Below are 22,797 nucleotides of genomic sequence, written 5' to 3'. Positions count from 1 at the left end.
CCGGCAACCTTGACCCATGGACGGCATCCGCCTCGGGACCTCCGGCTGGAGCTACGACCACTGGGCGGGCGTCCTCTACCCGCCGGGGCTGCCGGTCGCGCGGCGGCGGGACGTCTACGTCGAACGGTTCGACACCGTCGAGCTCAACGCGTCCTTCTACCGCTGGCCGGGCGAGCGGCCGTTCCACCGCTGGGGCGAGGTGCTGCCCGACGGTTTCACCATGTCGGTCAAGGCGTCGCGCTGGATCAGCCACGGCCGCCGCCTGCACGACCCCGACGGCGCCTGGGCGCGCCGGCTGACCGCGGCGATGCGCGCCCTCGGCAAGCACGCCGGGATCGTGCTCATCCAGCTCCCGGCCGACTTCCCGCGGACGCCGGAGACCGCCGGCCGGCTGCGCGACTTCCTGGCCTCGCTCCCCGATGACGTCCGGGTCGCGACCGAGCTCCGCCACCCGTCGTGGGACGACGAGGAGACCTACCGGATCCTCGAGGAGCGCCGGGCGGCGTACGTCGTCATGAGCGGCGCGCACCTGCCGTGCGTCCTGCGCGCGACCGCCGACTTCGTCTACCTCCGCTGGCACGGCCCGTCGCCGGACCACCTCTACGTCGGCTCCTACAGCGAGGGCGACCTGCGGTGGTGGGCCGACCGGATCCGGGAGTGGCGCGGCCAGGGCCGTGAGGTGTGGGGGTACTTCGACAACGACGACCGGGGGTTCGCCGTAGGCAACTGCGAACGGCTGCGCGAGCTGCTCAGCCGAGCTCCTGGCGGTAGGGCGGATCGGCGCCCGGGCGTGACACGGTGACGGCCGCCGCGCGGACGGCGTACGCCAGCACCTCCTCGATGCGGCCGGCGTCGAGGGCGTCGAGGTCATCGTCCCAGAGCGCGTCGAGGAGCGCCGCGCCGAAGGTGTCGCCGGCGCCGATCGTGTCCACGACGCTCACCGGGACCGCCGCCACGTGCACCGTCTCCTCGCCGTACCACGTCGCGCCGTCGCCGCCCCGCGTCACCACCACCGCCCGCGGCCCGAGGGAGCGCACCCGGGCTGCGGCGGCGTCGGTGCCGAGTCCGGGGTAGAGGACGTCGAGGTCCTCGTCGCTCGCCTTCACCAGCGCGGCGTACGACGCCGTCCGCTCGACGGCCGCGGTGAGCGCGTCGCCGGCGCCGGTGACGGCGGGCCGGACGTTGACGTCGTACGTCACCACGGACGGCGTCGCCGCCAGCAGGTCGAGGACCCGCTCCGCACCCGGCTCCAGCACCGGCCCCCACGAGCACACGTGGACGAACCGCGCACCGTCGGTCACCGGCAGCGCCGCCAGCCGCCACTCCACGTCGAAGGCGTACGACGCCGCGCCGTCCAGCCCGATCGTGGCCGTCGCCGACGGGGTGCGGGCGAGGAGGTGGGGATCGACGGCCGGCGCCACCGCCGAGTCGGCGAGGTGCCGGTCGAGCAGCGCACCGCGGTCATCGGCGGCGTACGCCGTCAGCAGCCGCACCGGCCGGCCCAGTCGCGCCAGGGCCACCGCCGCGTTGGCTGCGCTGCCGCCGGGGTGCTCGACCACCACCTCTCCGCGGCGTACGACGTCGACGAGAGCCTCCCCGACCACCAAGGTGTCCACGGACAGGTTGTCTACCACCCCGATCGAGATTCCCGCGCCTAAGGCGACTAGCGTTCGGTCATGCGCTATGTCATCTACGGGGCCGGGGCCGTGGGCGGGGTCGTCGGCGGCAACCTGCATCGCGCGGGGATCGCGACCACGCTGATCGCCCGTGGCGCGCACCTCAAGGCGCTCCAGGAGACGGGCCTGACACTCGACACCGCCGAGGGGCCGCTCACCCAGCGGATCCCGGCCGTCGACGGGCCCGCCGTCGTCGAGTGGACCGACGACACGGTGGTGCTGCTGTGCGTGAAGGGCCAGCAGACCGAGGCGGCGCTCGACGCGCTCTCCGACCACGCGCCGACAGACACCCCGGTCGTCGCCGTGCAGAACGGCGTCGCCAACGAGGCCCGCATCCTGCGCCGGTTCGCCGGGACGTACGCCATCCATGTCGTGCTGCCGGCCACGTTCCTCGTGCCAGGGGTGGTCGTCCAGAACTCCGACACCGTCCCCGGTGTCCTCGACATCGGCCGCTTCCCCGACGGGACCGACGAGGTCGCGGAGGCGGTCGCGGCCGACCTCACCGCCGCCGGCTTCATCTCGGAGCCGCGGCCGGACATCATGGCGTGGAAGTACCGCAAGCTCATCAACAATCTCGGCAACGGCGTGGACGCGGTCGCGGCCGAGAGTCCGGAGGCGCACGAGCTGGTCCGCCGCTGCCAGATCGAGGGCGAGGCGGTGATCGCGGCCGCCGGGATCCCGGTCGCCACCCGGGAGCAGGACACTGAGCGGCGCCGAGGCACGATCGCGCTCCGCCAGGTGGGCAAGGGCAGCTCCACCTGGCAGAGCCTCGCCCGCGGGGCCGGCGACGTCGAGATCGACTACCTGTCCGGGGAGATCGTCCTGCTCGGCCGCCTCCACGGCGTACCCACGCCCGCCAACGAGCTCGTCCAGCGGACCGTCCACGAGCTGCTCCGCACCGGCGGCGAGCCCGCCAGCCTGGACGCCGCGAAGCTCCTCGCCCAACTGGACTGAGCCCGCCTACGATCGTCGGGTGACCACGACCGGGGCCCGGCCCGCGATCGTCTGCTGCTCCGAGGAGTACGCCGACCGCTTGGTCGATGAGTTCTGCCGCTACGAGCGCGACTACGAGCTGCGGGGCGCGCGTTCATGCGCCGAGACGCTCGAGATCACCGCCGCGCTGACCGCGCAAGGCACGTCGGTCGCGCTCTTCGTCAGCGACTCCGTCCTGCCCGACGCTCCGGTCCTGGAAGCCTTCGCGCAGTGGCGCGCCGCCGTACCCACCGCCCGGCGCGCCATCGTCGCGCCCACCGAGCGCTTCCTCGCCGACGCGCCACCGCTGCGGGCCGGGATGGCGAAGGGCAAGTACGACGCCTATCTCCTCATGCCGCGCGGCCCCCGCGACGAGGAGTTCCACAACGCGATCACCGACCTGCTGTCCGACTGGGGCTCCACGGTGCCCGATCCGGAGGCGCCGACGGCGAAGATCGTCGCGCCGGCCCACGACACGCTCACCCTGGCCATCCGCGACTACCTCGAGCGGATGGGGATGCCGAGCCGGCTCTACGAACCCGAGAGCGATGTCGGCCGCTGGGTGCGGGACCACTTCGAGCCCGGGACCGACTACCCGATGGTGTGGTCGGTCATCCGGCCGCCGACGGCGCCACGGTCGGTCCGTGATGTCGCGATGTCGCTCTACGGCTCCCCCGGTGACGTCAGCGTGCCCGACGTCGTCGACGTCGCGGTGGTCGGCGCGGGCCCGGCCGGGCTCGCCACGGCGGTGTACGCCGCCTCCGAGGGGCTCTCCACCGTCGTGCTGGAGTCGGAGGCGATCGGCGGGCAGGCCGGCACCAGCTCGATGATCCGCAACTACCTCGGCTTCCCGCGCGGTATCTCCGGGATGCGCCTCGCGCTCCGGGCCCGCAACCAGGCGATCCGCTTCGGCACCCGGTTCTTCACCGGCTGGCCGGTCGAGGCACTGGTGCCCGGCAGTCCGCACGTACTACGGACCGACGGCGGCGACGTACGCGCCCGGTCGGTGGTGATCGCGAGCGGCGTCGCCTATCGCAAGCTCGGCGTCGAGCCGCTCGAGGACCTCGTCGGGCGGGGTGTCCACTACGGCACCGTCGCCTCGGTCGCCCGCGAGCTCGAGGGCCAGGACGTCGTCGTGGTCGGCGGCGGCAACTCGGCGGGTCAGGCGGCCGTCCATCTCGCCCGCTTCGCTCGCTCGGTCCGGCTCGTCGCGCGACGATCGCTGGAGGAGACGATGTCGTCGTACCTCGTCGGCGAGATCGCCTACAACCCGGTCATCTCCGTGCAGAGCCCCACCGCGGTCGTCGACGGTGGCGGCGACGAGCGGCTGGAGTGGATCTGCCTCGAGGACGTCACGACGGGTGAGCGCACGACTGTCCCTGCCGCCGGGCTGTTCCTGCTGCTGGGCGCGGAGCCGCACTGCGAGTGGCTCCCGCCGGAGGTCGCCGTCGACGACCGCGGCTTCGTCCTCACCGGGCGCGATGTGCCCCGGGAGACCTGGATCGGCGACCGGCCGCCCGCCGAGCTCACCACCACCGTCCCCGGCGTCTTCGCCGCCGGCGACATCAGGGCGGGCTCGATGAAGCGGGTCGCCGCGGCGAGCGGTGAGGGGGCCTCCGTCGTACCCCTCGTCCACCGCTGGCTCGCCGACCTCCCCGCGGCGTCTCCGGCGCTCCCCTGAGGTCCGTCGGGGACCGCTGAGGCTCGATCTGGCGGGGTAGTCCGGGACGGAATGGTCGGTTACTCGCGAGTAGAACGACCATTTCGTCCCGGAGTACCCCGAAAACACGCCACGACGGCCCGCCCCCCGGTCGGGGACGGGCCGTCGGTTCGGCGTGGTGCCGGAGAGCGGCGAGGTCAGGCCTCGGGCTTCTCCTCGGTCTCCTCGGCGGCGGGCGCCTCCTCGGTGGCCTCGGCCTCGGCAGCCTCCTCGGCCGGAGCCTCGGCGGTCTCCTCGGTGGCCTCGGCCTCGACGACCTCGGTCTCCTCGGCGGGAGCCTCATCAGCGGGAGCCTCCTCGACCGGAGCCGCGGGAGCGGCGGCAGGAGCCTCGGCCTTCGTGGCGGCCTGGGCGGGCTTGGCCTTGGGCTCGTACGCCTCGCTGACCAGCTCGATCACTGCCATCGGGGCGTTGTCGCCCTTGCGGGGGCCGAGCTTGGTGATCCGGGTGTAGCCGCCCGGACGCTCCGCGAACTGCTCGGCGATCTCGGTGAAGAGCTGGTGCACGACGCCCTTGTCGCGGATGGTCTTGAGGACTTCGCGGCGGTTGTGCAGGTCACCCTTCTTGGCCTTGGTGATCAGCTTCTCCGCGACGGGGCGGAGCAGCCGGGCCTTGGCCTCGGTGGTGGTGATGCGGCCGTGCTCGAACAGCGCGGTGGCGAGGTTCGAGACGATCAGCTTCTGGTGGGCCGGGCTACCGCCGATGCGGGCGCCCTTCTTGGGAGTAGGCATCTGCCTCTTCCTTTCTCTCCGGCCGTACGAGGTACCGGGGTAGACGCAGCCTGATCGACTGCGATTTTGATGATCCGGTCGGCGGGCGCCGAGCCGGGAGTCCTGCTGGATCCGGTCAGATGCCGAGACTGGTAGGCCCGGAGACCAACTCAGTCAGGCACCCAAACCGGACCGATTCAGTTGTCGAGGTCGGTGGCCCGCCAGACCAACTGGCCAGGCACCCAACCGGACCGGAGCGCGGCAGCGCGGCGGCGAAGCCGACGCGCTCGCGCCAATCAGTACTGCTCGTCCTCGACGAAGGCGTCGTCGTCATCGTCGCCGTAGGCGGCGAGGGCGGCGGACGGGTCGAAGCCGGGAGCGCTGTCCTTGAGGGACAGGCCCATCTCGTGCAGCTTCGCCTTGACCTCGTCGATGGACTTGGCGCCGAAGTTGCGGATGTCGAGCAGGTCCTGCTCCGAGCGGCTGATGAGCTCACCCACGGTGTGGATGCCCTCGCGCTTGAGGCAGTTGTAGGAGCGGACGGTCAGCTGCAGGTCCTCGACCGGGAGGGCGAGGTCGGCGGCGAGCTGCTCGTCGACCGGCGACGGGCCGATGTCGATGCCCTCGGCCTCGACGTTCAGCTCGCGGGCGAGGCCAAAGAGCTCGACCAGGGTCTTGCCGGCCGAGGCGAGGGCGTCGCGCGGCCGGATCGACGGCTTGGTCTCGACGTCGATGACCAGCTTGTCGAAGTCGGTGCGCTGCTCGACACGGGTGGCCTCGACCTTGTAGCTGACCTTGAGGACCGGGCTGTAGATCGAGTCGACCGGGATCCGGCCGATCTCGTTGTCGGCGCCCTTGTTCTGGACGGCGGAGACGTAGCCGCGGCCGCGCTCGACGACCAGCTCGAGCTCGAGCTTGCCCTTGTCGGACAGGGTCGCGATCTTCAGGTCCGGGTTGTGCACCTCGACACCGGCAGGGGGCGCGATGTCGGCGGCGGTGACGTCACCGGCGCCCGACTTGCGGAGATACATGGTGACCGGCTCGTCGTGCTCCGAGGAGACGACCAGGCCCTTGAGGTTGAGGATGATCTCGGTGACATCCTCCTTGACGCCCTCGATGGTCGAGAACTCGTGCAGGACGCCGTCGATCTTGATGCTCGTGACCGAGGCACCGGGGATCGAGGACAGGAGGGTACGGCGAAGCGAGTTGCCGAGCGTGTAACCGAAGCCAGGCTCGAGGGGCTCGATGACGAAGCGAGAGCGGAACTCGTCGACGGTCTCTTCCGACAGGGTGGGGCGCTGTGCGATAAGCACTGGTGGTGTCCTTTCCGGGCCCGACCGCTATATGAGGGACCCGAATATCAAAGGGTGTGACGGAAGTGTTTAGCGATTCACTTCTGCGATCGGGCGGGCCGCCAGACCAACCGGAATGGCAGCCGACCCGACCGCGTGCGCGGGTGTGGCGGCGAGGCCGACACGCTCGCGCTATTCAGTTAGAGCTTCGAGTAGTACTCGACGATCAGCTGCTCCTGGACCGGGATGTCGATCTGGGCCCGGATCGGGAGCTGGTGGACGAGGATCCGCATGCGGCTCGGGATGGCCTCGAGCCACGCCGGGACGACGCGCTCGCCGTGGGTCTCGCGAGCCACGATGAACGGGGTCATCTCCAGGGACTTCTCACGGACGTCGATGACGTCGTGGGCCGAGACCTGGTACGAGGGGATGTTGACCTTCTTGCCGTTGACCAGGAAGTGGCCGTGGACGACCAGCTGCCGGGCGTGGCGACGGGTCCGGGCGAAGCCGGCGCGGTAGACGACGTTGTCGAGACGGCACTCGAGCAGCTGGAGCAGGTTGTCACCGGTCTTGCCGGGGCGGCGGTGCGCCTCGGCGTAGTAGTTGGCGAACTGCTTCTCCATCACGCCGTAGCTGAAGCGGGCCTTCTGCTTCTCGCGCAGCTGGAGGAGGTACTCGCTCTCCTTGATGCGGCCGCGGCCGTGCTGGCCGGGAGCGTAGGGGCGCTTCTCGAACGCGGCGTCACCGCCGACGAGGTCGACACCGAGACGGCGCGACTTGCGGGTCATGGGGCCGGTGTAACGGGCCATTACTCTTCAGTCTCCTTCTATGTCTCGGTGGGAATCAAACGCGACGGCGCTTGGGCGGGCGGCAGCCGTTGTGCGGCGTGGGCGTGACGTCCTGGATGGTGCCGACCTCGAGGCCGATGGCACCCAGGGACCGGATCGCCGTCTCGCGGCCCGAGCCCGGGCCCTTGACGAAGACGTCGATCTTCTTCATGCCGTGGTCCATGGCCCGGCGACCGGCGGCCTCGGCGGCCATCTGCGCGGCGAACGGGGTGGACTTGCGCGAGCCCTTGAAGCCGACGGTGCCGGCCGAGGCCCACGAGATCACCGCGCCGGTCGGGTCGGTGATCGTGACGATCGTGTTGTTGAACGTGCTCTTGATGTGAGCCTCGCCCTGGGCGACGTTCTTCTTCTCCTTGCGGCGGACCTTGGTCTTCGCCGCAGCCTGACGGCTCTTCGGAGGCATTCATTAACTCCTGTTTGGCTGGTCGATGAGAGATCGGGAGGTCAGTGACCTGAGGGTCACTTGGCCTTCTTCTTGCCGGCGACGGTGCGCTTGGGGCCCTTGCGGGTGCGCGCGTTGGTCTTGGTGCGCTGGCCGCGCACGGGCAGACCCATGCGGTGGCGGCGACCCTGGTAGCTGCCGATCTCGATCTTGCGGCGGATGTCGGCCTGGACCTCTCGACGGAGGTCACCCTCGGTCTTGATCGCCTGGGCCTCGATCGCGTCGCGGAGCTTGACCAGCTCGTCCTCCGTCAGCGCGTGGACGCGGGTGTCCGGGGAGATCCCGGTCGCCTCCAGGAGCTTCTGGGAGGTGGTACGGCCGATGCCGTAGATGTAGGTGAGAGCGATCTCCACACGCTTGTCGCGAGGGAGGTCCACACCTTCGAGGCGTGCCATGTGATTCCTTCGTGTTCTCGCAGAGGTGTCGGTCGACTCGCGTCCCCGGGTGGCTCCCGGGGCTCCGGCCTCTACTCCGGAGGTGATTCGGCCTCGCTCGTTGGTCGAGCTTGTCGAGACCTAGCGACTCGATGTCGGTATTCGGTTGTGGTGTGTAGGTCTGGACACCTCGGGCGCTTCGCGCCGTCGGGCTCGACCTTGATTCGCTTCGCGAATCAACCCTGACGCTGTTTGTGGCGGGGGTTCTCGCAGATCACCATGACGCGGCCGTGGCGACGGATCACCTTGCACTTGTCACAGATCCGCTTGACGCTCGGGTTGACCTTCATGTCAGCCCTTTCTTGCTAGTCGGCTACGACCGGCGGTCGCCGGTCACTTGTAGCGGTAGACGATCCGACCGCGGGTCAGGTCGTAGGGGGACAGCTCCACCACCACGCGGTCCTCGGGGAGGATCCGGATGTAGTGCTGGCGCATCTTGCCGCTGATGTGGGCGAGAACCTTGTGGCCGTTGCTCAGCTCGACGCGGAACATGGCATTGGGGAGGGCCTCCACGACGGTGCCCTCGATCTCGATCACGCCTTCTTTCTTCGGCATGTCCTCCGCAATCTGTTGGTCGCTTGTCTACCGTGATGCCGGAGGAGCGGGCTCCCCCGGTGGCCCGGGAACCTCCCGGCCGGGTCGCTGACCCGGCGGGTGGACCTCGTGAAGCCGTCCGCATCCCTCACCCGGACATGCGGCTCCATCACTTCGATGGAGAGCAAGGCCGGGCAGCCGCGAGGCAGGACGGAGCAGACCCACGTTGGGCCGAAGCGCCAGTCTACCCGCGCCGTGTGACGAATCGCCAATCGACAGCGGCTCGTACGCCGCCGCCGGAGTCGCCTCGTCGGGAGGTCAGCCGACCAGCAGCCGCAGCGTCTCCTCGCGGGTCGGCGCCGTGCGCGGGTCGGTGCCGTCGTACGCCCCGGAGACGGGGTTGACCATGACCTCGTCGACGGCGTACGTCGCCGCCAGCTCCGCCACCCGCGCGCGGGCGTGCTCGGCGTCGCCGATGACCCACTTGGCGCGCATCGCGTCGACGAGCCCGAGGTGCGAGTCGGGGACCCCCGACTGCATCGTCTTCTCCGCCTCCTCGATGCTCGGCTGCGCCTCGAGGGGCTGCCCGGTGCGCAGGCGGACCATCGTGAGGAGCTGCGGCAGGGCGCGGCGCTCCGCCTCGCCGGGCGTCTCGGCGACGCACGCGTTCAGGGTGAGGAAGGTGCGCGGCTCGGCCAGCTCGGCCGAGGGCTTGAAGTGGGACCGGTAGAGCTCCAGGGCCTCGGCGGTGCCCTGCCCGGAGAAGTGGTGCGCGAAGACGTACGGCAGGCCCTTCTCGGCGGCGAGCCGGGCCGAGTAGTCCGACGAGCCGAGCAGCCAGATCGCGGGGATCGTCCGCGCGGCCGGGGTGGCGCGCAGCTCGTGGAGGCGGCCGCCGACGTTCAGCCCGACGCCGGCGGTGTCCATCATGGCGAGCACGTCGTCGACGTACTCGGGGAAGCGGAGCACGTTCTCCTCGCTCACTCCCCCGGCGCCGTGCCGCAGCGCCCATGCCGTCACCTGGTCCGTACCGGGCGCCCGGCCGATGCCGAGGTCGATCCGGCCGGGGAAGGCTGCTTCGAGGAGGGCGAACTGCTCGGCAACGACGAGCGGTGCGTGGTTGGGGAGCATGACCCCGCCGCTTCCGACCCGGATCCGCTCGGTCGCGCCGGCGACGAGGCTGACGAGCACCGGCGGGTTGGTCGAGCCGACGGCCGGCATGTTGTGGTGCTCGGCGAGCCAGTACCTCTCGAAGCCGAGCCCGTCCGCCGTCCTCGCGAGCGCGAGCGTCGCCGCCAGCGCGTCGGAGGTCGACTGGTCCTTGCGGACGGGGACGAGATCGAGAACTGACAGCTTCGGCGACGTCACGCTCGGGCAACGTGAGTGCGGGCGGGGTTTGTTCCGCGGCGGCCGGGGTAGTCCGGGACGAAACGGTCGGTTACTCGCGAGTAGACCGACCGTTTCGTCCCGGACTATCCCAGCAGCGCCCTCAGCCCATCGGCGACCGTCCCGCGCCACCAGGCGTAGTCGTGGCCGCCGTTGACCTCGACCGCCTCGACGGGGATGCCGGCCTTCTCGAGCGACGCGGCGAGCGTGCGGTGCGGTGGGGCGAGCACCCATTCCTGCAGCCCCCAGGAGAGGTGGATGCGCGTGCCCACCCCGGGGCGTACGACGTCGGCCAGGTCGTCCAGCCACAGCGACGCCGACTGACTGACGACCCCGGTGACGGCGTCCGGGCGGGCGAGGCCGGCGCGCAGTGCGGTGAGGCCGCCGAGGCTCTGCCCCACGACGACCACCTGCTCGCCCACGCCGCGGAGCCCGCGCACCCACGGCACCAGCTCGTCGACGACGTACGCCGCGCCCTCGTCCCCGCCGAGCTCGTCCCAGCGCTCCGTCGTGCCGCCGGAGGCGGGCAGCACCGCCCGGACCGGCGGGATCATCCCGTCGGCGACGAGGTTGTCGAGGGTCGTCGGCAACGAGTGGTGGGAGGTCCACACGTCGCCGTCGAGGCAGACGACGAGGGGCAGCGGCTCGTTGGTGGCCGGGCCCGCGGGATCGTAGATCCACACGTCGCGCCCGTCCGGGCCCTCGTGGTGGACGACCTCGCCGGCAGGGACCTCCGCGCGGTGGGCGAGCCAGCGCTGCGCGGGCGCGTGGGGCAGCGAGACGACCGACTGGAGCAGGCCGTGTCGGTTGTGGCAGGTGTCGGGGTTGCGCGGGTCGGGCACGCCCCGGTCCAGCGCGGCCCGCAGCGCGACGTGGCCGTCGACCACCCACGGCGCCGGCTCGCCGGGGTGCTGCACGAGGAAGGCGTACGACGCCCGCCAGTCGGCGCGCATCCGGAACGACGCATGCCACAGGTCGCTGTCGTCGTGCCGCTCGAGGAGGGTGCCTGCGAGGTTCGTCTCGTCGGTGAGGCGGTTCGCGAAGAGCAGCACCTGCTCCGCCTCGCGGTCGCGCCAGCAGAAGGTCACCACCGCCTCGTGGGGGTCGTCGGTCTCCTCGACCAGCGGCAGGTGCTGCGCGATCCGGTCCCAGAACATCGGGACGTCCTCCGGCGCCAGCCGGTCGATCAGGCAGCTGCGGACCCGCGGCACGGGCTCCGGACGCGGGACCTTCGGCGGTCGCCTCGTCGTCGTACTCATCGTTCTCCATCCCGAGTGCCGGCACCGGTCCCGACCAGCGGCAGGACCAGCGGGGTGCCGGTCAGCGGATCCTCGATGACCCGACAGGGCAGGTCGTAAACCTCTTCGATCAGGTCGGCCGTGACGATCCCACGCGGGTCCCCCGACGCCACCACCCGCCCCCCGGACATGACCACGAGGTGGTCGGCGTACCGGAAGGCGAGTTGCAGCTCGTGCAGCACGGTCACGACGGTACGCCCGCCGCGGGCGAGCCGGCGGGCGAGCTCGAGGACCTCGAGCTGGTGGGCGATGTCGAGGTACGTCGTGGGCTCGTCGAGCAGGAGCAGCGGCGTCTCCTGGGCGAGCGCCATCGCCAGCCAGACCCGCTGCCGCTGGCCGCCCGAGAGCTCGTCGACCGGGCGGTCGGTGAGACCTGCGACGTCGGCCGCCTCGACGGCCGCCGCGACCGCCTCCTCGTCGGCTCGCGACCACTGCCGCAGCAGGCTCTGGTGGGGGTAGCGCCCCTTCGCGACCAGGTCGGCCACCGTGATCCCGTCGGGCGCGCTCGGCGACTGCGGAAGCAGCCCGAGCACGCGGGCGAGCTCCTTGTGGCCGTAGTCGGTGGCCGACCGGCCGTCGACGTACACCGCTCCTCCGGCGGCGGGATGCATCCGTGCGAGGGTCCGCAGCAGGGTCGACTTCCCGCACGCGTTGGGGCCGACGATCACGGTCATCACGCCGTCGGGGATCGCGAGGCCGAGGTCGCGCAGCACGGGCGCGCCCCCGCGGGTCGCGTACGACACCGTCAGGTCGCGTGCCTCGAGGCGGGTGGTGCGCTCCGCTTCCGTCAACGTCGTCTCCACTCCAGGGCCAGCAGCCCGATCAGGTACACGCCGCCCAGCGCACCCGTCACGACGCCCACGGCGAGCTGGGTCGGGGCGAGCAGGTGCTGGCCGATCAGGTCGGCGCCGAGCACGAGGGCGGCACCGGTCGCGGCCGGGCCGGCGACGCCCGGCGTCGGGCTACCTGCCAGCCTCCGCGACACCTGCGGCGCGGCGAGCGCCACGAAGGCTATCGGTCCGGTGGTGGCCGTCGCGACGCTCACCAGTCCGACGCCGACGGCCACGGCGGCGGTGCGCACCCGCTGGGCGGGTACGCCGACGGCTCGCGCAGTGTCGTCGCCCAGCGCCAGCAGCTGCAGCGGCCGGGCGAGCAGCAGCGCCGCGAGCGTGAGGACGGCGATCGCGACGGTCACCACCGTCGCGCGCGGCCACAGCACCGCCGAGAGCGAGCCGGCGAGCCACTGGGCCGCGGTCTGCGCAGCGACGAGCGAGGCGCGGACGACGAGGAGCGTGTTGACCGCGGCGAGGGTCGCCCCGACGCCGATGCCGACGAGGACGAGCCGTTGTCCGGTGAGTCCGTGCGGCCGGGTCAGCAGGTGGACCAGGACCGCGGTGCCGATCCCGCCGACGACCGCACCGACGGCGACGGCGTCGCTGTCTCCTCCGAGGACGATGATCTGCACGAGCGCGCCGGTCGCGGCGCCGGTGGTGAAGCCAATGATGTCGGGGCTCCCGAGAGGGTTGCCGGTGACGTTCTGGAACAGGCTGCCCGAGATCCCGAGCGCCGCGCCGACGACGATCGCGGTCACGACGCGCGGCAGCCGGAGCTCGGTGACGAAGTACGTCGCCACTGGGTCGTCGCCCCCACCCGACAGCGCGGCCAGGACCTCCCGGGCCGAGATGTCGTAGTCGCCGAGCATCAGGCCGACGACCCCGAGCACGACGACGGCGACGAGCGTGAGGACCAGCACCACGCCCGTCCGTCGCCGGAACCGGACCGACCGACCGCCGGCCCGCAGCAGCACCTCGCTCACAGCGCGGGCACCTTCCGGCGGCGTACGACGGCGACGAAGACGGGCGCACCGAGCAGGGCGGCGACGACGCCGACCTGGGTCTCCTGCGACCCGACGACCACACGCGCCAAGGTGTCGGCGAGGAGCATCCACACCGGGCCGAGCACGAGCGAGAGCAGCGCGACCCAGCGCTGGTCGTGGCCTACCAGGCCGCGGGCGACCATGGGCACGGCGAGGCCGACGAAGCCGATCGGCCCGACCGCGGCGGTGGCGGCGCCGCAGAGCAGCGTGACGGCGAGCATCGCGAGGGCGCGCGTGCGCGCGAGGTGTACGCCGAGGGCCCGCCCCGCCTGGTCGCCGAGGGTCAGCACGTTCAGCGCGGGCCCGAGCGCGAGCGCGAGCACGACGCCGACGGCGAGGAACGGCCCGACGGCGCCGAGGACCGGCCAGCCGCGCCCCTCGAGGGAGCCGGCCACCCAGTACCTGAACTCGTTGAACGCCTCCTGGTCGGCCAGGATCACTGCCTGGGTGATCGCCGCGAGCGCGGCGCTGACCGCGACGCCCGCCAGGGCCAGCCGCGCCGGCGTCGCCGTCTGCCGCCCGGTCCCGGCCAGCAGGTAGACACCCACCGACGCCACCGCCGCGCCGAGGAACGCGAACCAGAGGTAGAACCAGATGCCGCTGGTGCCGGCGACCGCCACGGCGAGTACGACGAACAGCGACGCGCCCGCGTTGATGCCGAGGATCCCGGGGTCTGCGAGCGGGTTCCGGGTGAGGCTCTGCATGAGCGCACCGGCGAGCCCGAGCGCGGCCCCGACGGCGACGGCGACGACCGTGCGCGGCAGCCGCAGCTCACGCAGGACCGTCGCGTCGCTCGACCCGTCCGGGTCGAGGAGCAGCCGCCAGACCCGCCCGAGCGTGATGTGGTTGCTGCCGACCGAGAGGCTGAGGACGACGGCCGCGGCCAGGACGACCAGGCCGATCAGCAGCAGCGCGACCCGGCGTCCGCGGAGCGCGCTCACCGGCGGCGGGCCCGCGCCCGCAGGGCGAGGGCCAGCGCTATCGCACACAGCAGGGCCAGGCCGGCCACGCCGACCACCGGGAACCGCCCGTCGGCGGGCGTGTCCGCGGCCCTGGCCGCGGGCTGGTCGGTCTGCGTGTCCGTGCCGGACGCGGTGGCCGACGCGGACGAGGATGACGCCTCCGGCTCGGACGGGGCCGCGCCGCTGGGCGCCGGGATCTCGAGCGCGACGCCGGCCGCGGCGATGCTCGGGGCTGCGGACGCGGCCGGGTCGGCCGCTGAGCCGACCGGCGCCTGGGAGGCCGCTTCCGTGGGGGCGGCCGACGCCGACGTACTCGACGCGGAGCCGCCCGTCTGCGGTGACGTCCCGCCGGAGGTCGAGCCCGACGCGACGACGGTGAAGTCCGAGTTGCCACGGCAGGTGTAGGGCTTGACGCCGGCGTACTGGCCGTCCTTCGTCACCTCCTCGCTGGCGAGGAAGCGCAGCCAGTGCCGGCCTGGCTCCAGGTCGGTCGGGAGCACGAAGGAGCCGCTGACGGTGCCGCTCGCGCCGATCGCCTGCTGGTGGACGACGCACGCGCCGTGGACGCCCTTGCTGCTGCAGAAGCTGCCGTCGTCGATCTTGACGTAGACCGTCTCGCCCGCCGGGAAGCCCGAGACGGTGAAGCCGATCGTCCCGCCCGCGGTCAGCGTCCGCGGGCTGACGGAGGCCGAGGTCCCGGCGGTGTCGGACCCCGCGCCTCCGGGCGGGATGGCGTACGCCGGCGTGGTGACCGCCGCACCGACCCCGGCCGCCAGCAGCAGGCCGACGGCGACGACCAGGCGCCTCATGCCGCACCTCCCCGCCGTAGGACCAGGCCGAGCGCGACGCCCGCCAGCAGCGCGGCGCCGAGGCCGAGGAGCCACCCGTCGGTCGCCGAGAACCAGCGGTCGGCGCTGGGTGCCGCGGAGGAGAGTGCCGCCGTGGTCGCCGGTCCGTCGACGCCGGTCGTCGCGACCGCCGGCTGGAGGGGGGCGAGGTCGGCGTCCGCCCAGCCGATCAGGTCACCGGTCGAGCCCTGGACCGTGACGCGATAGGCGGCCGCCGGCAGGTTGTGCAGGTCCACCTTGATCCGGCCGCGCTCGTCCGGGCGGGCCCAGCCGCCGGGGACCAGCCGCGACTCGTCGTACACGTCGACGAAGACCGGCCCCGACGTCGCGCCGGGGAGCCGGATCGTGAGCACCTTCCCGCGCAGCGAGCCTGGCAGCCTGTCGGCGAGCAGCAGGTCGGCGTACGACTCGACCGGCGGAGCCGGGTTGGTCAGGCCGGCGGGCGCGGTCGGTGCCGCGGCCGGTCCGGTGGCCGGCGGGACGGCAGGACTCACCGTCGTGGTGGGCGCCGTCGCTGTCGATGTCGTCGCCGGTGCCGTCGCCCCGTCCGTCGCGGTCGTGCCGGCCGTTGCGACGTCCGGGAAGACGACGGTGTCCCAGCCGAGCAGCTCGCCGACGTGGCCCTGGTTGCCGTCCTGGACGACGACCCGGTTCTCCCCGGTCATCGGCGTGCTGCCGAGCCCGGTGACGAGCAGTCCACCCGACCCGAGCCGGAACCACTTCTCGCCCCACGGATAGCGCGGCGAGCCGTCCGGAGCCAGGCCGGACAGGAAGACCCAGTCGCCCTTCTTCCCGCCCTTGACGTGCACGTGCAGGGCGGTGCCGACGCGCCAGGCGTCGACGCCGGTCGACAGCTGTCCGACCGAGACCGGCTCCGGCATGCCGTTGGGCCGGTAGGCGCCGACGACGAACTCCGCCGACTGGACCGTGCGGATCTCGTCGCCCGACTTGATCGACCCGCTGAGGAGCCGCAGCGTGTGCGCACCGGTCGGGAACGCCGGCGTCGACGTCGTCGTGGTGCCGTCGGGCAGCCGGATGTCGGCGGCGAACGTGCCGTCCTTCGCGTTCGCCCTGATCACGGCGAACACGTCGGGCTTGCCCGCGACGAGCGGCGTGCCGACCCGGTCGTACGCGCCCTCGTCGATCTTGACCCCGATCACCGAGCCGCCGTCGGTCGGATGGCACCAGCCGGTCCCGGTGACGTGCAGGAGCCCGCCGATCGCCACCTGCTTCGCCACCGTGACCGTGGGCTCGGCGGTGGTCGATGTGCACCTTGTGCCGGTCGGGGACGGCGAGGGGCTCGGGTCGGCGGGGCTGCTGGGCGTCGGGTCCGTGGGCTGCGGGTCGGCCGGCTCGGTGGCGCCGACCGTGAACGGCTCGGTGTGCTTGGAGACGGCCGGGGCACTGCCGAGGAAGCGCAGCCAGTGCTGCCCGTCGGCGGTGTCCGCCGGCAGCGTCACCTGCCCGTCGAAGGTGCCGTCATCCCTGATCTGGACGGTCTTGTCGTACTGCACCGTGTCGTCGAGCTTGACCGTGAGCTGCTGCCAGACGGGGTCCTCCGGGCTGCCTCCTGCTGCGAAGCCCTCGCCATGGAACGAGACGACGTCACCCGGATCCACCTGGTCGGCGGGGGTGATCGTCACGCTGCCGTCGCCCTTGTCGGGCTTCGGCTCGGCGGCGTACGACGCCGCGCCGGAGAGCGCGCCGACGGCGAGCACCGGCACCGCCAGCGCCGTGACGACACCGGCGCCGAGCAGCCGCAGCCGGAGCCTCATGTCAGGGACTCCACGACCGAGTCGATGAGCCGCGACATCAGGATCGGGCCGCCGGTGGAGGTCCACAGCGAGCCGTCGACAGGGATGACCTGGTGGTTCTTGTACGCCGTGAGGTCGGTGAAGCCGGGCACCTTCTCCGCCTCGGCGAGGGCCTTCTTCGCCCCGGTGACGTCGCTGGTGCCACCGGCGTTCGGGTTCTGCTCCGAGGAGCCGCCGAGGGTGCCGAAGAACATGTGGTCGGCGTCGATCTGGTCGAGGTTCTCGAGCGAGACCGGCTCGCTGTGGCCGCCGCCGTTGCGGTCCTGGTCGGCCGGCCTCCGGAGGCCGAGGTCGGTCAGCGCCATCCCGGCGGGCAGCTCCTTGAGGATGAGCGACGCGGAGCCGCCCTGCCAGCGCACGATCGAGAAGGTGTCGTGGGCGTACTTGGTGAGCTTCTTCTTCGCCGCCGCCACCTTCGCGTTGTAGTCGGCGACGACCTCCTTCTCCTTGCCCTCCCGGTTGAGCGCGTCGGCGACGACGCCGAGGGTGGCGTGCCAGTCGCCGCCGGCGTAGCCCGCGTAGACCGTCGGCGCGATCTTGCGCAGGATCTTCATCGTGTCCGCGCTGTTGACGCTGGTGCCGTCGACGAGGATCAGGTCCGGCTTCACCTTGGCGATGGCCTCGTAGTCGAGCTCGGAGACGCTGCCGAGGACGGGTACGTCGCCGGCGAGGTCGGCCAGGTAGCCGGGCACGCCGCTCTGGCCGCGGCCGGCGATGCTCCCGACCGGCGTGACGCCGAGCGCGAGCGTGCCGTCGAGCGTCGGCTCGCTCAGGGTGACGACGCGCTCGGGGTTCACCGGGACGTCGACCTTCGTCCCCTCGGCGTCGGTGATGGTGCGGGTCTGCGACGAGTCGGCCACAGCCGTGCCGTCGCTGCCGCAGCCGGCGAGGGCCAGCGGCGCGGCGAGGACGAGCAGGAGCAGGGCGATCAGGGCCCGATGGGGCGCGACGGGGCGAACGGCAGGGGGCATGTCGGAGTCATTCGTGGTCGGCGGACTTAGGTAAGCCGACCCTAACATCGATCTGATCTTTCGGCTCCGGGCCCGTCTCGCCACCTGTGCGAGCAGGATCCGTCAGGAGTCGGCGGGCACCACCACGAAGTCGTGCTCGGCGTGGGCCGCCGCGATCGCGGAGGCCGCGGTGGGATTGCTCGCCGCGATCGCGGCGAGCAGCGCCGCGTGGTCGGACCGACGCGCCCGGGCGTCCTGGCCCAGCACCACCCCGCCGGTGCGCACCCCCTCGCGCAGGGCGGCCACCAGGCCGGCGTACAGCTCGGCGAGCAGGCGGTTGCCCGCCATCTCGACGACGAGGGCGTGGAACTGACCCGGCGTACGCCCCCGCTCGGCGCCGGCCTGCTCGTCGATGTCGGCCTGGTGCGCCGCACGCAGGCGCTCGACCGCATCCGGGTCCGCGTTCCCCGCGGCCAGCTCGGCGGCCGCGACCTCGAGCGCCCGGCGTACGGCGAGGATGTCGCTCCACGAGTGCTCCGCGGCGAACTCGGCCAGCACGCCCTGGACCGGAGTGAGGGAGCGTACGAACGTGCCGCGGCCGGGCGCCGGCTCCAGCATGCCGAGGTGGGCGAGGCTGCGGACCGCCTCGCGGACCGTGCTCCGCCCGACACCGAGCTCGGCCGCCAGGGCGGCCTCCGTCGGGATCCGGCCGTTCACCGGCCAGCGCCCCGCCATGATGTCCGCCTGCAGCCGACGGACCGTGTCCCGCGCTCGCTCGCTCCCCATTGCCGCCACGTCGCCGGAGTCTAGGGATCCCGCTCGTGTTGGACCGGACCGTCGCCAATTCATCTGATCTAAGTTAGGTTTCCCTCACCTAACTTGATTGGGCCGCTCGGGAGGCCCCCTGAACCAGGAGCAGAACGTGAGCACGATCCCCCTGCGCCGGCGCACCCGCGTCCGCGTGTTCACTGCCAGGCTGGTCGGGGCGGCGGTCGCCGGGGCCGTCGGCCTCGGCGCCCTCGCGGCCGCCCCCGCCTTTGCGGGCGACGCGGTCTTCACCGTCGGTGGGGACAGCGGTGCGACCGCGCACGTCGACGACTTCGTCTTCACCGGCACCACGATCCACGTCGAGGGAAGCGCGTGGACCAGGACCGGCGGCGTCGGCTCCTGCGTCATGGTCAAACTCGGCGACGGGAGTGGCGCCTCGGGCACCGCGCTCGGCGTGACGCAGGTGGGAGGCGACGACCCGACCGGATCCTGCGCCGGAGTCACGCCGCCCGACGGAGTCTTCGCTTTGGTTCCGGCCGACGAGACCGGCGCCTTCGCGGCGGATCTCCCGTTCCCGACCCCCGACAACACCGACCCGGCGGTCTCCAGCTCTGATTGGGCAGCCGGGACCGCGCACCACCTCAGACTCCTCACCGGTGCTGACGGCAGCCCAGCACGCTCGGCCTACCTGGACTTCACGGTCGCGGCCCCGGCTTCCACCCCGACCCTCACCGCCGCCTCAGGCTCCTACAGCGCCACCGGCGCGTCGGCGGCGCTGACCGGGTCCGGTTTCGCTGGTGGCACGGTGCTCTCCGCCGCACTCGACGGTACGCCGCTGAGCTTCTCCGGCCGGGGCATCACCGCCGGCCCGAGCTACACGGTCGGGGCAGCCGGCACCGTCACCGGTGTCAACGTCGTGCTTCCGGCCGACACCCGTGCAGGCTCCTACACCGTCATCGTCCACGGTGACGACGGCAGCGACGAGGGCTTCGACCTCGAGGTGCCCGTGACGGTCACCCCGGCCGCGACCTGGAGCGGCGGCACCACCCTCGGCGCGAGCGGGGACCTGACCCTCGAGGGTCTCACCGGCGACTCAACCGTCTCCGAGGTGACGGTCGGCGACGACGTCGTCGCGTCGGGCCTGTCCGTCGATGCCACCGGCACCGCCGCCGGCTCCTACACGATCCCTGCCGACGCCACCCTCGGGACGCAGACGGCCACCGTCGCCCAGACCGACCCGGCGGCGACGTACACGTTCTCGGTCAAGGTCTCCCCGAGCGCGACCACGGCCAACGAGGATCTGTTCACCGCCACCGCCTCCGCGCCCACGGAGGACGCCGCGAAGCAGGGGCTGTACCAGTCGGCCTACAGCGCGGCCTCCGACGCGCTGTACGTCACCGCCGCCTACCAGACCACGGCCACCGAGGACGATCCGACGAGCGGCTGGGACGGCTACGTCTACAAGCTCGACCCCGACACCCTCGAGGTCCTCGACTCGGTGCGTGCGCCGTACGTCGACGGTGAGGCGGGCGCCCGCCTCGCGCCGTACGGCATCGGTGTCGACGACACCAACGGGACCGTGTGGGTCACCAACACGCGGCAGAACACCGTGACGGTCTACGACCAGGAGACCCTCGAGCCGCTGGCACACAGCCAGGGGACCGTCTCCCACGGCCGAGATGTCGTCTACGACCCGGCCAGCAACCAGGTCTTCGTGAGCTCCGCGAGCGAGGGCACCTCCGGTGACGGCTACATCGCGGTCTTCGAGGGCGGCGACAACGACGCCGACGGCACGCCGTACGAGCACGTCACCGACATCGCAACCGGACCGCGGACTACCTTCAACCCGGTCAGCCTGGCACTCGACACCACGCACCACACGCTCTACTCCCCGAGCCTGTCGAGCGACAGGGTCGCGGTCATCGACACGGTCGCCAAGACGGTCGAGCTGCTGACTCTCCCGGGCCTCGACGTCGGCGGCCGGGGCGCCTCCGGCATCGCCATCGACCCCCAGACCAACCACCTCTTCATCGCCAGCCAGAACAACGACGAGCTCCTCGTGGCCAACGCCCGGACCGGCGCGACCATCAAGGAGGTGCCGACCGGCACGCAGGCGCTCAACGTGGCCTGGGACCCGGTGCGCCGACTGGCCTACGTCGCCAACTTCGGCGGCACCACGGTCACGGTGACCGACGCCGGCGGCAACAAGGTCGCCAACCTCGGCGTGGCCAGGCCCAACCACGTCGCCATCGACGGCCTCGGCGACGTCTATGCCGTCGACAAGAGCTCGCCGGTCAACAACGTCACCAAGCTGACCCCGTCGGGCGTCGCCGCCATCGCGGGAACCCCGCTCTCCGAGGCCACCGACGATCCGAGGACCACCCCGCTGTCGGTCACGGCGACGTACGGCGGTGACATCCGGGTGGCGGGCACCAACTGGACCGTCGCGGACGGCAGCAGCGGCTCGACGGTCGCCGTCAAGTACGACGGCGAGGGCGCGGCCGAGAGGTTCGACGCCTCAGCCACCGGCGACCTGTCGATCACGCTTCCGGTGCCTGCCGGGTGGACCCCCGGCAGCAGCCACCACCTGCGGCTGCTCACGGGCTCTCTCAAGGAGGGTGACCGCGTACGCACCGTCGCGGTGGCCGTGACGGTCAGGGCCGCCGGCCTGAAGGCGACGACGCCGACGGTCTCGGGCACCCCCCAGGTCGGCAGGCGGCTCACCGCCAGGACCGGCTCGTGGACGCCGACCCCGGCGTACACCTACCAGTGGCTCCGCAACGGCAAGGCGATCAAGGGCGCGACCGACGAGAAGTACGCCGTCGTCGCGGCCGACGCCGGCACCCGGCTCTCGGTGCGGGTGACCGCGAAGAAGACCGGCTACACCACGGTCACCCGCACCTCGATGCCGACCTCGACGGTCCGGAAGGCCGCCCTGAAGACGTCGAGGCCGTGGATCAAGGGGCTGACCAAGGTCGGCCGGACGGTCACCGCGGTGCCGGGCTCGTGGACCTCCGGCGCGAGGCTCCACTACCAGTGGCGCGCCAACGGCAGGACGGTGAAGGGCGCGACCGCGAAGGCCCTCCGAGTGACCCGCGCCCTCGTCGGCAAGCGGATCACGGTCAAGGTCACCGGCACGAAGCCCGGCTACGTGACCGCGACCCGGATCTCGAAGCCCAGGACCGCCCGCAGATGACCCCACCCGACGGTCCCGCCCCCGCCTCGCGGGCGGGGCCGTCCCGACCCAGGAGCACGACCATGAACAGCACCGTCGCCCGCCGCTGTGCGGGCCTCACGACCACGCTCGTCGCCGGCTGCGTGACCGCACTCGGAGCCGCCCCGGCACAGGCGGCCACCTGTGACCCCGACTCCACCCCGGTCGTGGCGACCATCGCGACCCCGACCGTCGGGCTCGGCGGGAAGCTCCGCCTCACCGGCACCGGCTGGTGCCACCCGGACTCCGGCGGCTCGGTCATCGGCGTCAAGATCGACGACGGCGCCTACTCCCGCCTCGACACGACCGTCAACGCCAACAAGACGGTCTGGGCGATCATCAGGGCCGACGCCGACGGGACGTTCTCGACCTCGATCACGCTGCCGGACGGCACCACCAACACCTCGTCGCCGAAGCTCCCGACGGGCTCCCACACGCTCCGGCTGCTCACCGGCAGCCTGAAGTCGGGGGACAAGATCCGCACATACGAGTCGGCGCCGTTCGACGTCGTCGACGAGCTCGGCTCGGTGGTGCCGAGGATCTCGGGCACCGCCCAGGTGGGCAGGAGGCTCACCGCGCAGGCCGGGACCTGGGTGACGGGGACGAACCTCACCTACCAGTGGCTCAGGAACGGCGCGGCGATCAAGGGCGCGACCACCAAGACGTACGCCGTCGTCGCGGCGGACGTCGCGAATCGGCTGGCGGTGCGGGTCACCGGCGCGAAGTCCGGCGAGGCCTCGGTGACCCGGCAGTCCGCCAGGACCGCAGCGGTCAAGAAGGGCGTCCTGAAGACCGCGGTGCCGCGGATCACCGGCACCGCCAGGGTCGGCCGGAAGCTCACTGCGGCGCCGGGCTCCTGGACCTCGGGCGCGAGGCTGACCTACCAGTGGCGCGCCAACGGCAAGGCGATCGCGGGCGCGAGGTCGAAGACCCTGAAGGTGGTCGCGAAGCTGAGAGGCAAGCGGATCACCGTGAAGGTGACCGGCACCAAGGCGGGCTACGCGACGGCCTCGCGGGTCTCGAAGGCGACGGCGCCCGTCCGCCGCTGACCCA

At 72.2% G+C, this 22,797-nt stretch carries 22 protein-coding genes; 5 read left to right on the top strand and 17 right to left on the bottom strand.

From position 1 onward, the window contains the following. Positions 1-16: 16 nt before the first annotated feature. On the top strand, positions 17-802 hold the full coding sequence (locus tag ABLE53_RS10275; protein ID WP_348858768.1) for a DUF72 domain-containing protein: 786 nt from the start codon (positions 17-19) through the stop codon (positions 800-802). Here ABLE53_RS10275 and ABLE53_RS10270 read toward each other — a convergent pair. Next, positions 750-1,616, bottom strand: coding sequence for a PfkB family carbohydrate kinase (locus ABLE53_RS10270; RefSeq protein WP_348858767.1), 867 nt, complete (start codon positions 1,614-1,616; stop codon positions 750-752). The genes ABLE53_RS10275 and ABLE53_RS10270 overlap by 53 nt on opposite strands. Before the next feature lie 60 nt (positions 1,617-1,676). Between ABLE53_RS10270 and ABLE53_RS10265 the strand changes: the two genes are divergently transcribed. Both ABLE53_RS10265 and ABLE53_RS10260 read left to right on the top strand, forming a co-directional pair. Beyond that, positions 1,677-2,630, top strand: a complete 954-nt coding sequence (locus tag ABLE53_RS10265) for a ketopantoate reductase family protein (protein WP_348858766.1) — start codon at positions 1,677-1,679, stop codon at positions 2,628-2,630. Positions 2,631-2,649: 19 nt separating this feature from the next. Then, the gene (locus tag ABLE53_RS10260; protein WP_348858764.1) at positions 2,650-4,329 is read left to right on the top strand and encodes an NAD(P)/FAD-dependent oxidoreductase; all 1,680 of its coding nucleotides are present in this window, start codon (positions 2,650-2,652) and stop codon (positions 4,327-4,329) included. 176 nt (positions 4,330-4,505) lie between these two features. Here ABLE53_RS10260 and rplQ read toward each other — a convergent pair whose 3' ends face one another. The 16 genes from rplQ to ABLE53_RS10180 all read right to left on the bottom strand — a co-directional run bounded on the left by rplQ (position 4,506) and on the right by ABLE53_RS10180 (position 18,548). Continuing rightward, positions 4,506-5,099, bottom strand: a complete 594-nt coding sequence (gene rplQ, locus ABLE53_RS10255; RefSeq protein ID WP_348858763.1) for a 50S ribosomal protein L17 — start codon at positions 5,097-5,099, stop codon at positions 4,506-4,508. A gap of 275 nt (positions 5,100-5,374) precedes the next feature. Further along, positions 5,375-6,391 carry a DNA-directed RNA polymerase subunit alpha gene (locus ABLE53_RS10250; RefSeq protein ID WP_348858762.1) on the bottom strand — a complete coding sequence of 339 codons (1,017 nt, stop codon included), beginning with the start codon at positions 6,389-6,391 and terminating at the stop codon, positions 5,375-5,377. Between the two features lie 179 nt (positions 6,392-6,570). After that, entirely contained in the window at positions 6,571-7,179 is a 609-nt protein-coding gene (gene rpsD, locus ABLE53_RS10245; RefSeq protein WP_348858761.1) for a 30S ribosomal protein S4, read from the bottom strand. A 34-nt stretch (positions 7,180-7,213) separates the two neighbouring features. After that, positions 7,214-7,621 (bottom strand): 30S ribosomal protein S11, encoded by a 408-nt coding sequence (gene rpsK / locus ABLE53_RS10240; protein ID WP_325573739.1) that lies wholly within the window; start codon positions 7,619-7,621, stop codon positions 7,214-7,216. Between the two features lie 56 nt (positions 7,622-7,677). After that, a complete protein-coding gene (rpsM, locus tag ABLE53_RS10235; RefSeq protein ID WP_348858759.1) occupies positions 7,678-8,055 on the bottom strand; it encodes a 30S ribosomal protein S13 in 378 nt (125 codons plus the stop codon). 215 nt (positions 8,056-8,270) lie between these two features. Beyond that, a complete protein-coding gene (gene rpmJ, locus ABLE53_RS10230) occupies positions 8,271-8,384 on the bottom strand; it encodes a 50S ribosomal protein L36 (protein ID WP_056734976.1) in 114 nt (37 codons plus the stop codon). A 43-nt stretch (positions 8,385-8,427) separates the two neighbouring features. After that, a complete protein-coding gene (infA, locus tag ABLE53_RS10225) occupies positions 8,428-8,649 on the bottom strand; it encodes a translation initiation factor IF-1 (RefSeq protein WP_011757309.1) in 222 nt (73 codons plus the stop codon). A gap of 297 nt (positions 8,650-8,946) precedes the next feature. After that, positions 8,947-9,996: an LLM class flavin-dependent oxidoreductase gene (locus tag ABLE53_RS10220; RefSeq protein WP_348858757.1), complete on the bottom strand. Its 1,050-nt coding sequence runs from the start codon at positions 9,994-9,996 to the stop codon at positions 8,947-8,949. A gap of 104 nt (positions 9,997-10,100) precedes the next feature. Continuing rightward, positions 10,101-11,273, bottom strand: coding sequence for an enterochelin esterase domain-containing protein (locus ABLE53_RS10215; RefSeq protein ID WP_348858756.1), 1,173 nt, complete (start codon positions 11,271-11,273; stop codon positions 10,101-10,103). Further along, entirely contained in the window at positions 11,270-12,103 is an 834-nt protein-coding gene (locus tag ABLE53_RS10210) for an ABC transporter ATP-binding protein (RefSeq protein WP_348858755.1), read from the bottom strand. Before ABLE53_RS10210 ends, ABLE53_RS10215 begins: the two co-directional genes overlap by 4 nt. After that, positions 12,100-13,128, bottom strand: coding sequence for a FecCD family ABC transporter permease (locus ABLE53_RS10205; RefSeq protein ID WP_348858754.1), 1,029 nt, complete (start codon positions 13,126-13,128; stop codon positions 12,100-12,102). Before ABLE53_RS10205 ends, ABLE53_RS10210 begins: the two co-directional genes overlap by 4 nt. After that, positions 13,125-14,129: a FecCD family ABC transporter permease gene (locus ABLE53_RS10200; protein ID WP_348858753.1), complete on the bottom strand. Its 1,005-nt coding sequence runs from the start codon at positions 14,127-14,129 to the stop codon at positions 13,125-13,127. The genes ABLE53_RS10205 and ABLE53_RS10200 overlap by 4 nt, the downstream gene beginning before the upstream one ends. Next, positions 14,126-14,959: a hypothetical protein gene (locus ABLE53_RS10195; RefSeq protein WP_348858752.1), complete on the bottom strand. Its 834-nt coding sequence runs from the start codon at positions 14,957-14,959 to the stop codon at positions 14,126-14,128. Before ABLE53_RS10195 ends, ABLE53_RS10200 begins: the two co-directional genes overlap by 4 nt. Next, positions 14,956-16,773, bottom strand: coding sequence for a hypothetical protein (locus ABLE53_RS10190; RefSeq protein WP_348858751.1), 1,818 nt, complete (start codon positions 16,771-16,773; stop codon positions 14,956-14,958). Before ABLE53_RS10190 ends, ABLE53_RS10195 begins: the two co-directional genes overlap by 4 nt. Further along, positions 16,770-17,783 carry an ABC transporter substrate-binding protein gene (locus tag ABLE53_RS10185; RefSeq protein WP_348858750.1) on the bottom strand — a complete coding sequence of 338 codons (1,014 nt, stop codon included), beginning with the start codon at positions 17,781-17,783 and terminating at the stop codon, positions 16,770-16,772. Before ABLE53_RS10185 ends, ABLE53_RS10190 begins: the two co-directional genes overlap by 4 nt. 102 nt (positions 17,784-17,885) lie before the next feature. Next, complete coding sequence (locus ABLE53_RS10180; protein ID WP_348858863.1) at positions 17,886-18,548, bottom strand: FadR/GntR family transcriptional regulator; 663 nt, start codon at positions 18,546-18,548, stop codon at positions 17,886-17,888. 136 nt (positions 18,549-18,684) lie between these two features. Between ABLE53_RS10180 and ABLE53_RS10175 the strand changes: the two genes are divergently transcribed. After that, positions 18,685-21,726: a YncE family protein gene (locus tag ABLE53_RS10175; protein ID WP_348858749.1), complete on the top strand. Its 3,042-nt coding sequence runs from the start codon at positions 18,685-18,687 to the stop codon at positions 21,724-21,726. Positions 21,727-21,788: 62 nt separating this feature from the next. Then, positions 21,789-22,793 carry a hypothetical protein gene (locus ABLE53_RS10170; RefSeq protein WP_348858747.1) on the top strand — a complete coding sequence of 335 codons (1,005 nt, stop codon included), beginning with the start codon at positions 21,789-21,791 and terminating at the stop codon, positions 22,791-22,793. Positions 22,794-22,797: the final 4 nt, after the last annotated feature.

Source organism: Nocardioides asiaticus (assembly GCF_040049175.1).
GTDB lineage: Bacteria > Actinomycetota > Actinomycetes > Propionibacteriales > Nocardioidaceae > Nocardioides > Nocardioides cheoyonin.
The sequence above is the reverse complement of the archived record's forward strand: the minus strand, read 5'-3'. Positions and strand labels throughout refer to the sequence as shown.

Bases quoted from the DNA above. Each gene is read 5' to 3' on its own strand.
- ABLE53_RS10275 (WP_348858768.1), top strand. From the start codon at position 17: ATGGACGGCATCCGCCTCGGGACCTCCGGCTGGAGCTACGACCACTGG.
- ABLE53_RS10265 (WP_348858766.1), top strand. From the start codon at position 1,677: ATGCGCTATGTCATCTACGGGGCCGGGGCCGTGGGCGGGGTCGTCGGC.
- rplQ (WP_348858763.1), bottom strand. From the start codon at position 5,099: ATGCCTACTCCCAAGAAGGGCGCCCGCATCGGCGGTAGCCCGGCCCAC.
- rpsD (WP_348858761.1), bottom strand. From the start codon at position 7,179: ATGGCCCGTTACACCGGCCCCATGACCCGCAAGTCGCGCCGTCTCGGT.
- rpsK (WP_325573739.1), bottom strand. From the start codon at position 7,621: ATGCCTCCGAAGAGCCGTCAGGCTGCGGCGAAGACCAAGGTCCGCCGC.
- rpsM (WP_348858759.1), bottom strand. From the start codon at position 8,055: ATGGCACGCCTCGAAGGTGTGGACCTCCCTCGCGACAAGCGTGTGGAG.
- rpmJ (WP_056734976.1), bottom strand. From the start codon at position 8,384: ATGAAGGTCAACCCGAGCGTCAAGCGGATCTGTGACAAGTGCAAGGTG.
- infA (WP_011757309.1), bottom strand. From the start codon at position 8,649: ATGCCGAAGAAAGAAGGCGTGATCGAGATCGAGGGCACCGTCGTGGAG.
- ABLE53_RS10215 (WP_348858756.1), bottom strand. From the start codon at position 11,273: ATGAGTACGACGACGAGGCGACCGCCGAAGGTCCCGCGTCCGGAGCCC.
- ABLE53_RS10195 (WP_348858752.1), bottom strand. From the start codon at position 14,959: ATGAGGCGCCTGGTCGTCGCCGTCGGCCTGCTGCTGGCGGCCGGGGTC.
- ABLE53_RS10190 (WP_348858751.1), bottom strand. From the start codon at position 16,773: ATGAGGCTCCGGCTGCGGCTGCTCGGCGCCGGTGTCGTCACGGCGCTG.
- ABLE53_RS10185 (WP_348858750.1), bottom strand. From the start codon at position 17,783: ATGCCCCCTGCCGTTCGCCCCGTCGCGCCCCATCGGGCCCTGATCGCC.
- ABLE53_RS10180 (WP_348858863.1), bottom strand. From the start codon at position 18,548: ATGGGGAGCGAGCGAGCGCGGGACACGGTCCGTCGGCTGCAGGCGGAC.
- ABLE53_RS10170 (WP_348858747.1), top strand. From the start codon at position 21,789: ATGAACAGCACCGTCGCCCGCCGCTGTGCGGGCCTCACGACCACGCTC.